Genomic DNA, 11,285 nt, shown 5'->3' on the forward strand with positions numbered 1-11,285 from the left:
TCTGCCCCTCTACGTTATCACCTCATCATCTTCACCAAACAACTCCCTACTGCACACAGCATCAGGGTATATCCGGCCGCGACGGTAAGCTGTTTCCGGAATCTTCCCCGGAATCGTTTCCGCACCCCGAGAGTGTCAACAGGGCCCCGATCGAGGCCAGGACGATTTCTGTACGGTCCGCCCACAAAGCCGTCATCCCCAGTATCACCAGGTAACACACGAGCCACCTCCGGCTGATTATCCGGCATAACCACTTTCTCTTTCTTCTCATCTTTCTCCTTCTTTTTCAGGTTCAACAAAAAGCCCAGCAGAGCTCTGATAAATTGCAGGATTTGTCTTAATTTATTCATTGTTTTAAATGTTTATGTTGTTATCAGAAGTGAACTATCTAATTATTGACTGGTTGTAACCGGCTCCCCTCTTGAGAGGGGGAAGGGGGTGTGTCATAGTTTCGCCCTATAACTAGCTTTAACACACACCTTATCCCCTCTCGAGAGGGGAATTGGTTACTCCCGTCACTATAAACTGATAGCTCAATTATTTCTCTAATTGGCATATTATCCCATTAGCACATTATTTTGCCCTTCCCCGCATCCAATCATACATATCCTTTAATGTGATGATCTTTTCGGTTATGGCAATCAGGTTACGGCGGTATAACTCACGGTTATCGCCGTTCTGCTCACTGATATAGGGGCTGTAGGCTATCTCTTTCGCATAGGCTTCGGGCTGGCGGCTGAAACTCCAGGCATGGCGGTAACCGGTGCGGATCAGACGGGCAAAATCAAGGAATGAGAATTCCACACCGGCATAATGACGGAAATAATGTACCCCGCCGGTCCCTTCCACCTTCGCCCGCTCGCCATGCCAATAGCCATTGGATGCCCCGTACCCCATGATACCGAAATAGTTATGATGTTCCCTGGCCAAATGTGAAGTACCCCAACCGCTTTCGAGCGCACCCTGTGCCAGGATTACTACCGGGTTCATGTCATAGGTCCCACCCGCCTTCTCGGCTGCCGGCAGACATGTCTGCAAATACTGTATCTGTTTATCCATTTTATATGATATTAGTTAGTACTTTATTTGAATATGTGCATAATAAATCGTATCTTTATTGGTATATAAACCTTCAAATACATACCGTATGGAAAATTCATTCAATCAGAACAGAGTATGGGGATGGGGCGAGCTTGCCCTGCAATACTTTCCCAATATTTCACAGAAAAGTGCCACGATGCAATTGTTGAAATGGGTCCGCGTAAGCAGGACACTCGTCGACCAACTGGAAGAATCAGGCTGGCATCCGGGAAAGAAATACCTCACTCCCCGACAAAAGGACTATATCGTCCAGCACCTGGGTGAGCCGTAAAAACGGCTCTCTGCCAGGTTGCCGGGCCGTCCCCCTATTCGATCTCCGGACGGTCGCTTCCTCCGCCTCCTTCTCCCCCGCCTCCTTCTTCTTTGTCCGACGGATCGGGAATCTTTTCAAAAGAATAATTGCTGATCGCATCGCGCAGCATCTTGCCGGGACGGAACACAATCCGTTTGCTTTTGATCAGCGCCTGGTTGAACTCCTTTTTCGTCGTCGTACCGGTACTGCCGAACTGCAACTGGAAATTCCCCAGTTCGCCCACCTGTACCACCTCCCCTTTACCCAGGCTGCGTTTCATCACCTCGATCAACGAATCGAGTATCAACCGCACGTCACCCGGTGAAGCGGTGGACGACAGCGAGATCAGATCGCATAACTCATACATACCACACGTCCCTGCCGCTTTCGCGTTCGCATAAAACAACTTGCTGCCTTCCGCAGCCCCTTTGCGCATGTCTTTACGCAATACCAATGTGTACTTTGCTGGCATAATCATACTTTTTAAAGTTAAACATCTTGTTTATTAATCACATAACAAAGATACAACCGGCATCATCCGGCCAACGGAAAGGGACGGAAGGAGGGGGACAGAGTGGAAAGAACAGGAGAATCGGGGAATAAAAAAATCCCGGGGGTACCTTTCCCGGGACTCTATACAGTCTATTCTATTGGATTACCTTAAAGTCGTTCGATCTCTTCAATCGGTAAACCCGTACAAAGGGTAATCGTATCTATACCGATACCCTGCTTTTTAAAATTCGCAGCGATCTCGCGCTGTTCTTCGGCTTTACCTTTCGCAAGTCCTTGCTCCATGCCTTTTGCCAAACCTTTCTCCATACCTCTCGCTAAACCTTTTTCTTCAGCTTGCTCTATAGCATATTCCGTTGTGCATCGCCAGTCACGGTAACGTTTCAGAAGTTCGTCATATACATCACGTTCATGGGGAGTCATTGCATTCACGTTGGCAGCATCGAGTATGCGACGGAACGCTTCGTTTTCTTCCTTAAAAGGAGCCATATCAAATATATTCATATTCTTCAATATAAAAACCAACTTTTCAAGAGATGTCACACATTCCTCTTTCCTTAAATTAAACAACTCAAATGAAATATAGACCTGTTTCAATTTGAGTTCTCCAAAAGTTTCACCTGTCGCTGCATTCGCCAGTACCACGTCCGTACGCCAGGGGTGGAGCCATCCACATCTTCACAAAGACAATCAAAAATGACTGTGCGCTGATCTATTGACTCGGGGAGAATCTCTTTATCGAGATAAATCAGATCCCTGACCTGCCGCTCTCCCTCAAGGGTGGCATTGATAAAATCGATGGCTACTTGTTTTTAACCGAATACGGCCTTAAAACCTCTGCCTAACATAATGTTAACGTAATTTTCCATAAGTTACGGTATAAATGGTTGTCGTTCATAATAAACGTTACTGCAGATATAAAAAGATTTCTTGATATTCAAGACGATAACCTCAAAATAAATCAATCCGGCCGTTTTTATATTCACTTCGGTCCATTTGAATATGACTTTCCCTAAACCGACTGTTTAAAACACCGTGGGTTTCACTCTCTTTTTCCCCTATAGAGTATCTCCGTTTTCCCTATATCCTACCCTTTGTTCCCCTATACCCTGTTGCACGGTAGACTACAGGGTAAAAGACTGAATGTCAGAGGGAAACAAAAGTTAAGGACAGAAAAGGACAAAAAGGACACCGCCACATTTTCAGAAAACACTCATCCGATCAGGCGGCAGGGGAAGTGTTTTTACGGTAGAGGCCGTGAGACAGACGGGTGATGAAGACCGGCTCCAAACGGGAAAGGTGGCGTCTGACGGAACGGTCGCTTATACCGGCTGCCTGGCTGAGCGCATACAAGTCGGACACGGTGAACTGATCGTCCAGCCGGTCGAATATTTTACGGAAATAATCCGGGCAGGTAAGCTCGGGGATATCTGCCGGGGCGGTAAGCTGCGTCATCAGCAAGCGGCTGTGTTCGAGGCAGACATCGACTATGGAAAGGGCCGCCCGGAAATGAACATCGTCACAGAAACGCTCGTCCACCCCGTAATCGAGCGAAGCGACATCGAGAGCGGTAAAGATCATGCAGAGACGGAAAGTCATCAGTCCGTGACGCTTCACGGCACCCAGGAAGTCTTCTTCCCCAAACAGGTCGGTTTCACGCAATAGCTGCGCAAAGTGACGGTTCAGTTCATCCCACTGCCGGAGAGTAAGGCGCACCTGCAAACGTCGTTTACGCAGCAACAGGGCTATATCACGCACACGTTCGGAGAGACTGTCGATCCAGGCCTCAAAACCTTCCGCTCCATTCTGAGGCGAAACATCCTGCCAGACCGCCTTGCTGCGGCAGGTATACAGCAGCAGACGGCTTGCCAGCCCGTTCTCCGCACTCGGCACCAGGCGGGGAAATTGTCCGGGTGTACCCGCCAGCAAAAGAGCCAGACGCGGCTGGGGAACGCGGATCATCTCATTATCCACCTTACGGGAGGAGGCGACAGGTTCATGCTGGAAAGCCTTACGCAACAGATCGTCGAACTGCCCATAGTCCTGACGGCTGGCTGAGATCAGAGTATCGATCTCACTGTCGACCATCAGTCCGCCGACCTCGCCATTCTCAGCCAGGTGAACCAACAACTTGGCTTTCGTTATCTGGGTAGGGATGAAAAAATAGCAGGTAGAGGCTTTTACAGGGGCATCGGTCACTTTTACCGCCTGTTTCTTCTGATGGGCAGCCGCTTTCTTCAGTTCCCATTCTTCTAACGCCTGAAGATACTCGTCCTCCTTGCGTTTCGTCTCGATCTCGATCTGTGAAGCATAGCTGTCAGCCAGGCGGCGCATGTCATTGATACACCCTTTGCCGTTGGCCGCCGGAGCCACTTCGACCGTGAAAAGATGGGGATAGACACGTTTTCGGTTATAGATACCCCATACTCCCGGGAGGCAGGCACTCAATACGGTACAGGCTGCCAGGAAAGCCATATCATGCTCGCGGCGGTCGGTGTAGAAACGAAGGGCATCGCCCAGCAAAAGGGGAAGACCGGTGGTTATATTTTCCGGTAGAAAAGGGGTTTGTTCGCGAAGCTCCTCACCCGAAAATGTGGCGGTGTCCTTTTTGTCCTTTTCTGTCCTTTTGCTTGGGGGACGGGTAGCCGACTCATCAGTATGTCCCTGATAGGCAGAAGATAAAGCCTGACGAATCTCTTCTTCAGGGAAGTCGTCACCGTGCAACAGAGGTATGCAAAAAGAGGCCGTTTCATTGCGGTCGAAGCCTCTCCGATTAGCCTCGCAACCCAAGCGGTAGACAGTCTGGTTGCGGCTGCCTTCGACGGCAGGATGGGCACGCAGCCAGTCGTGTACAAACACCTGGCCCTGCACAACAGAGGCAGGGGAGAATACCTGAGCTTCCGGATTATAGAAAGCCTCCGGGTCATTGCTCACGTAGCAGCAACGACTGATGTCCTTACAGGCACGGTCGCAGAAAACGCCTGAGAGGTGCTCATAATGGGCGGCTACCGCTGCAAATGCAGCGGCATGCTCTTCGCGGGCGGTATCGACCCGGACAAAGACTTTCAGCCCCTCACCTCCGGGACTGATAAATAAGGCCAGCGTAAAAGGCTGCCGGAGGAATAGAGCGATCAATGCAGCCAGGTCGGCCACATGATCGAAATCCAGTCCCACCACCTGGCTATAGGCTTCCAGCTGGTTGGCACGATGTCCTCCTTTGAACAGGCCGGAGGGAGTAAAGCCCGGAAGCTGTGCTTTCAGGGAGCGGGCAGCTTCTTTGTCACCGGAAGCCAGGGCAGTGCGGTAAGCGGTTATTTCATGTATCCAGCGTCGGGTACGGATCAGGATAATGATTTCTTCCAGGGTAAAGGACTGTGATGTCGACAGGTAAAGTTTCACGAAATAAGAGACTGAAGGTGTTGCGTTCATACTATTTAAATTTAGGCTGTTCAGCCGGTTAATATGGACGCAATATAGGCATTCCTTTCTTACACAAAAAGCAGTTAAAAAGACCGGTCATAGTCTTCACCAACGCAGTCTCAAGGCTTCTGGTGCGACTGAGCCACGAAAGCGAGCACTATAAACCGGTCAATTTTAAGGGGAATCGGGAGAAAATTTATTTCCCGTTTTCCTTTTCATCCTCCGACATATAGTAATATCTCAGGAAGGTTCCACGAGATACCTCAAATTCAAATATGTCGAAGAGCAGAGCGAGCAGCTTACCGTCATTGATTTCACCGAAATGTTCTTTCAACCGGTTATTCAATTCTCCCATATAGAAGGCCAGCTGCATATGTTCCTTTGCCGGAATATGCAGACGGTCTTCAGGAAAAAGAACGACTGCTCCCAGCAGCCCCTGCAGCCTCCGTTTGCAGACTTTCAGTTTCCGTTCGTTACTACGCGACAGACAGCCGCTTTCTTCTCTCATCCCGTGCAGACGCTTTATCTCGTCGCACAGTGCATCCAAAGAGAGGATGACTTGTTGTTTTTTTTCATCTGTTTATTCTTTATAATTGTCCTGTGATGACACAGGGTTTTGTTAGTAGCAATAATATGCCAATGAGACAATGTGCTAATGAAGATAGCAAGAGGTTCAATTATTATCAGCTACAACCAGTTGCTAAACAGATAGTTCACTTTTTCTATATTGCCACATTGGCCCATTATTTTCTATATTGCCACATTATTTCTAACGACGAAACCCCGGAGAACGAATTCCCCGGGGTTTGTTTTTGTCTGCCTTCGCTCTTCACAGAGGTAGAACAGAAGAACTTTATTTCATTACTTTAGTATTAATATCGACCGCTTGTTCGCCTGTCGCAGGTTAATTAGTAGAGACAGACGTATCAATCCGTCTCTACCACGCAGTCAAAATCTATTGATTATAAAAATTCCTTATTTTACAATTGCTTTGACAGCAACTTCGCCTTCTACAGCTACAAATACTACACCTGCAGGAACAGAGATAGTAGCTTCGCTTGAAGTGATTACCGTGCTAGCTACAGCCTGTCCAAGAACATTACTAATAGTCACTTTCTTGCCTTCGGCCCCCTTGATGATTACAGCACCTGTAGTTGCGAATACCTTAACTGCAGATACAGATACTTCATCCGTTGATGTAGCATAATCTTCCGTTACAGTCATATTGAAAATCTGACCCTGGTTCAAACCTTCGCTAATATCTGTTGCACCCAGATCGTCATGATCACCATTTGTCGTTGTGATTCTGGCTAATACAGGAACATTGTTATCCAGTTTCACCCATGCACCTTTATAACCTCCTATCGAAGCATCACCTGCTACTCCATCTTTTTTATCGAAAGATTCCAACAAGAAGTCGTTATGGCCGCGACCTGTACCTTCACCAATAGACGGATCGGTAATTTCATCTTCTGTATAGCGCAATGCCCATACATAGTTACGATGAGTACCGTTCAGGTATTTCACGTCAATCTGTTTAGCATTGATAGCATCATTCAACTTTTTAGGATTGATGAAGCCTTTTGTATCACGGATATCAGCCAAAGTTGTACCACGCAATACGTATACAAGTTCCTGATCTGTCAAAGAAGCCAAATTGCTCTTCAACTGTGCGAAATCTGCTTTCGGGAAGTACTTCTCTGCACCATCCTTGAAAGCTTTCTTATCAGCCGTCAGTAATTCATCAGCAGTAATAACCATATGGACACCTTCTACGAAGCCCAGACGGGTACGGTTGTTATATTTATAACGGCTTGCTTCATCCAGCTTGTTCAGGCCCGTATAAAGGGCAACAGAGTCATTGAAGTTAACCAACATACGGCCGGAAACATAACCATTATAATATACATAGTGTTCCATGTCTTCTGCATCTGCAGCATCCTGCTTGTCGAAATAACCGTGACCCGGTGCTTCCAGATAATCTTCGCAATAGAAACCGTCTGCAATAGTATCGTTTGCTACCCATAACATGTACTGAGGCATTGCAACCGGAGCAAGCGGTGAAGTAACTACAGAATCAACATAAATAGAAGTATTCCATTCTTTACCCGGCTTGATACCTTCAGAAGTTACACCGGCATAGTTGATGCCTTCTTTTGCATTCGTAATATCGGCATACTGATTTTTGGACATTTCAAACAACGCCTGTTTTACTCCGCCGATACCATCATTCACTACGATATTGATATTACCGTTTACTTCGCGGTCTTCAGCAACCGGTTTATACAACGGACGAATATTGCGAACCAACTGGAAGGCTGACCAGTCATAATTCGGTTCGTTATCCATTGCATACGGATACAGTTTGTCAGGATCATTTACCATTTCCAGAATCTGCCATCCGTTATTGATGAATTTACGATCTGCCGCATCATTATATAAAGCATGTGCTACAGGAGCATTTTCATCGAATACATGCAAATGAGACAATGTTTTGCTTACATCGGCATCCAGGTCATTCTTAACATTGAATATATCATTATTCAAGTTAATAGCATTGGCTGCATCCTTTCCGCTAACCTTGTCGTAAGAACGAACATCCACTAATACGTAGCAAGTATCAGTCTTATCGCTAGTCAGCTCGTCTGCTTTCAGATAGAACTCAGCGATCTTCACATCCTGACCGTTAATGTCTTTCAATTCGCGAACAGCATAACGCTGGTTGTTCTTCGCATCTTTCAATACCACAACATATTTGCGGTTGTTGTCGATAACATTGTTGTCACGAACCTTCAGGGCATAAACTGTTCTGTTCAACGGTTCCAACCCTTTAATATCGCTGTAACCGTATGGAACATGTGATTTAATCGTTTCAATTTCGAACAAGTTCTTCTGGTTAATGAAGTCGGCATTATCCGGATTCGTTACAGCCAGATAACCGCTAGCATTCGAATACAAATATTTATCGGTATTTGTAGTCAGGTCATCACTATGCTTATCATTGTATTTCAGATAATACGGCTGATTAGCAGATTCTGCCAGACTGTGGAAATCCACATGTTTGTAACCATGATATTCGCTTTCATAAGCTTCGGCATACTTTTCAGGATCGACTTTCGAGATCAATAACGTATCCGAGCAAGTCAGCGTATTCATCGTGAATGTACCGTTTGCACGAGCCACATTATAATAATCGCGGTGGTTGATGATGTAGTTATATTTCACGCCATCGATAGTTGTCTGATACAACTGGCCTTCAAATACGGGAACTTCTTCGCCTTCCGCATAAGAACCCTTACCATATTCACGGTTGAAAATCTGTACTTCCGGAGTTCCATTCTTATTGATATCACTCTTGTTCAGGCAAGGTTTCTGTTTGATAACCCACTGAGCAGACGGCATGATACCGAAATCCTGGTTTTCATTCGGAGTTGCATACATCAGACGACCTACATGGTTATAAACCAAATAAGCATTATTAATACGGCTACCGTTACCTGCCAATGGCTTATCTGTCTTCAACTGTATGAAATACAGGCCATCTTCGTAAAAGTCACGGATAAGCGGAGTGTAATTCAAATCAAATCTCAGACGAAGCCACTGAGTAGCAGTGGTTGTTCCGGCATAAAGAGAATTGTAATCTACAGTTGTTTCAGCAACATTAGCTCCCTGAGGAGATTCATGTTCAATATCTACATCCTTTACATCTTTTGCTTTAGTGTCAGTATACATGCCCACATAAGAAGCTCCGTTTGTCACATAAGCCGGGTTGTTACCGGCAACCATCCAAACAGTGTTAGCTTGTTCGGTTCCTGATAAATAAAGCTTTTCATTCTGTTCATCATCTGTATAGAAATACTTTTGAGGATAAGCAATTGTTGTTGCATCGAATTTCGGGGCAGCAGCATATTTCTTGTCTACATAAGTATTCAATCCATTCGGAGAACCTACAGTCAGATAACCTTTTACGTCACCGGCAGCCGGTCCCAGGTTTTGCAGATACAATGCAACCGGAACACCGGCAGCTTTGTTATAAGCATTAGACTCACCTGAATTCGAACTGAAGGCTTTAGCCTCATTTACAGTATTCAAATATTGGGCTACTGTAAGAGGTATCTGATCTCCTTCATAATTATGACGTGAAGCATTCAATGGTTCCAATACAAGGCTATCATTTGTAGCATAGTAAGTTGCTTTCCAATGATAACGTGCTTCATCAGGAGTCATTTCACGATTGCCTTTATATGTATAAGGTGCCCCCGCAACTTTCAGAGCATTATAGTTACCGCCTTCTTCCGTTTCATACAATTCATCCCAAACTTTCAAATATTTAGACTTATCATCATTATTTTGGAATAAAAGGTTATAGCCGGCATAGGCATTAGCATTATTATTAAAGTCGGCAGCTACTGTAGTAGAAGCGATTGTTTGAACCTTCGGATTGAAGTTTCTGCGATCCAACACACCGAAGTCACTGGTTTTAGCGATCCAGGCTACATCAAACGGATTGTTGTAAACAGTAATAGGTTGACCTGTCTTCGGGCTCAACAATGTGAACTTAGCAAAGTCACGTGTAACATTATCACGGTTATAGCCAGGATACTTAGCATTATTATTGGCTGCAAAATCCAAGCTGGTTCCGTCAGCATCGATCATTGAATTCACTTCATCAGCATTCAATACCTTTGCACCGGCTACTACCGGACGGATATGAACCAAAGCCAGGTCCTTATTGTCATCAAGATCATATAAATCGGCATCAGCAAATGCTTTAGCAGATGCTTTTACTGTTTTTACATAATAATGATCGGCATCGTAACGAACGTTTGCTTCCGGTCCTACTTTTACCATAGCCAATGCCATGATTGAATCCTGAGATGCGGTCTGATTATCTGCATGGAAATAAGTATACAGCAACTTAGAATCAAAGTTATGATTAGTCTGTTCCTGAGTTGTATACCAGGCCCAGTTGGTAGCACAACCTCTGATCACAGAAGGTATACCTGTTTTCAATGTTCTTACGATTGGCTCTGCAGCTTGAGCCGCAGCATCTGTGATAGCCTCCATATTTGCCAAATCCCCAGCCGTAAGAAGTTTCGCATCCTCATGATTGAATGTCAACGTATAACCGGTTTCTTTATTAGTAAAAGTATAAATACTTCCGTTTACTTCCTGACCAACACGTTGAATCTTCCATAAAGAATGAGAGAGCACAGCATCCTGAATCGGCTTAACAGCCAGATACAATCTGCCGGTTGAATAATCACGTTCCTGAGTCAACACATAAGTAGCTCCGTTAGCTTTAGTATCATCAGCCATATTAACCGCCAACTGATACCATTTGCCCGCTTCTATGTTTTTCACCCCGAAGAACCCCTGGTCCAAAGATGCACTTTTCACAAACTGAGAACGGTAAGTGACCTCTCCATTCTCCAGATGTGCATTCTGTGCCAGAATCGGAAATGAACCGGCCAGCAAAATACCGGCCACAAGTGTAGAAAACTTTTTGTTCATAATCTTTTGTTTAATATTAATAATAGTGTTACTTAAAAGCCTTTTAATCACAGAACAGGAACGTTACTCAGAAGCGAATGACTAGAAAAAACGTTCCTTTTTTCTAGTCATTATTTTAGGTATGTTTTGACTTTGTGCAAGAAACAAGCAATTTTATACTTACTTTGCTATCCAATTGATAAGAAAGCACATAGGTTTAGGAAAAAATATTGGGGAATGTATTGCCCATTCAAAAGTTATAATTAATTTTGCTGGCGAGAAAAAAGGAACCTTTCTTTTAGTCATTACTATACATTCGTAATTATACTATAAAACAATATATTATCTATCATTTTACATCACAATCACAGGTATATATTTGAGTACATGCGCGTACATTAATGTACTGATACACAGCACACCTATTTTCTAGGACTTGACAGACAAATGTTAAAAGGAATATTTTAGA

The 11,285-nt window shown here is 45.0% G+C and carries 9 protein-coding genes; 1 reads left to right on the forward strand and 8 read right to left on the reverse strand.

Translation table 11 applies throughout. The features are described from left to right. Positions 1 to 61 precede the first annotated feature (61 nt). Complete coding sequence (locus tag DWW91_RS27790) at positions 62 to 271, reverse strand: hypothetical protein (protein WP_199722548.1); 210 nt, start codon at positions 269 to 271, stop codon at positions 62 to 64. Between the two features lie 302 nt (positions 272 to 573). Then, entirely contained in the window at positions 574 to 1,059 is a 486-nt protein-coding gene (locus DWW91_RS03830; RefSeq protein ID WP_122326996.1) for a glucosaminidase domain-containing protein, read from the reverse strand. An 88-nt stretch (positions 1,060 to 1,147) separates the two neighbouring features. Between DWW91_RS03830 and DWW91_RS03835 the strand changes: the two genes are divergently transcribed. Next, complete coding sequence (locus tag DWW91_RS03835) at positions 1,148 to 1,372, forward strand: DUF4248 domain-containing protein (protein ID WP_044245457.1); 225 nt, start codon at positions 1,148 to 1,150, stop codon at positions 1,370 to 1,372. A 34-nt stretch (positions 1,373 to 1,406) separates the two neighbouring features. Here DWW91_RS03835 and DWW91_RS03840 read toward each other — a convergent pair whose 3' ends face one another. The 6 genes from DWW91_RS03840 to DWW91_RS03860 form a co-directional block, all read right to left on the reverse strand. Continuing rightward, on the reverse strand, positions 1,407 to 1,865 hold the full coding sequence (locus DWW91_RS03840) for an HU family DNA-binding protein (protein ID WP_122327086.1): 459 nt from the start codon (positions 1,863 to 1,865) through the stop codon (positions 1,407 to 1,409). A 188-nt stretch (positions 1,866 to 2,053) separates the two neighbouring features. Beyond that, positions 2,054 to 2,548, reverse strand: a complete 495-nt coding sequence (locus DWW91_RS03845; RefSeq protein WP_370449557.1) for a PD-(D/E)XK nuclease family transposase — start codon at positions 2,546 to 2,548, stop codon at positions 2,054 to 2,056. Further along, the gene (locus tag DWW91_RS28350; RefSeq protein WP_370449560.1) at positions 2,497 to 2,703 is read right to left on the reverse strand and encodes a PD-(D/E)XK nuclease family transposase; all 207 of its coding nucleotides are present in this window, start codon (positions 2,701 to 2,703) and stop codon (positions 2,497 to 2,499) included. Before DWW91_RS28350 ends, DWW91_RS03845 begins: the two co-directional genes overlap by 52 nt. Before the next feature lie 421 nt (positions 2,704 to 3,124). After that, positions 3,125 to 5,332: a DUF3987 domain-containing protein gene (locus DWW91_RS03850; RefSeq protein WP_122326997.1), complete on the reverse strand. Its 2,208-nt coding sequence runs from the start codon at positions 5,330 to 5,332 to the stop codon at positions 3,125 to 3,127. Positions 5,333 to 5,519: 187 nt separating this feature from the next. Continuing rightward, the gene (locus DWW91_RS03855; RefSeq protein ID WP_122326998.1) at positions 5,520 to 5,870 is read right to left on the reverse strand and encodes a hypothetical protein; all 351 of its coding nucleotides are present in this window, start codon (positions 5,868 to 5,870) and stop codon (positions 5,520 to 5,522) included. 428 nt (positions 5,871 to 6,298) lie between these two features. Then, the gene (locus DWW91_RS03860; protein WP_122326999.1) at positions 6,299 to 10,837 is read right to left on the reverse strand and encodes a DUF6383 domain-containing protein; all 4,539 of its coding nucleotides are present in this window, start codon (positions 10,835 to 10,837) and stop codon (positions 6,299 to 6,301) included. Positions 10,838 to 11,285 lie beyond the last annotated feature (448 nt).

Source organism: Parabacteroides sp. AF17-3 (assembly GCF_003635445.1).
Taxonomy (GTDB): Bacteria; Bacteroidota; Bacteroidia; order Bacteroidales; family Tannerellaceae; genus Parabacteroides; species Parabacteroides goldsteinii.

Excerpts from the sequence above, each read along its gene's own strand:
- DWW91_RS27790 (WP_199722548.1), bottom strand. The coding sequence starts at position 271 with ATGAGAAGAAAGAGAAAGTGGTTATGCCGGATAATCAGCCGGAGGTGG.
- DWW91_RS03830 (WP_122326996.1), bottom strand. The coding sequence starts at position 1,059 with ATGGATAAACAGATACAGTATTTGCAGACATGTCTGCCGGCAGCCGAG.
- DWW91_RS03835 (WP_044245457.1), top strand. The coding sequence starts at position 1,148 with ATGGAAAATTCATTCAATCAGAACAGAGTATGGGGATGGGGCGAGCTT.
- DWW91_RS03840 (WP_122327086.1), bottom strand. The coding sequence starts at position 1,865 with ATGCCAGCAAAGTACACATTGGTATTGCGTAAAGACATGCGCAAAGGG.
- DWW91_RS03850 (WP_122326997.1), bottom strand. The coding sequence starts at position 5,332 with ATGAACGCAACACCTTCAGTCTCTTATTTCGTGAAACTTTACCTGTCG.
- DWW91_RS03860 (WP_122326999.1), bottom strand. The coding sequence starts at position 10,837 with ATGAACAAAAAGTTTTCTACACTTGTGGCCGGTATTTTGCTGGCCGGT.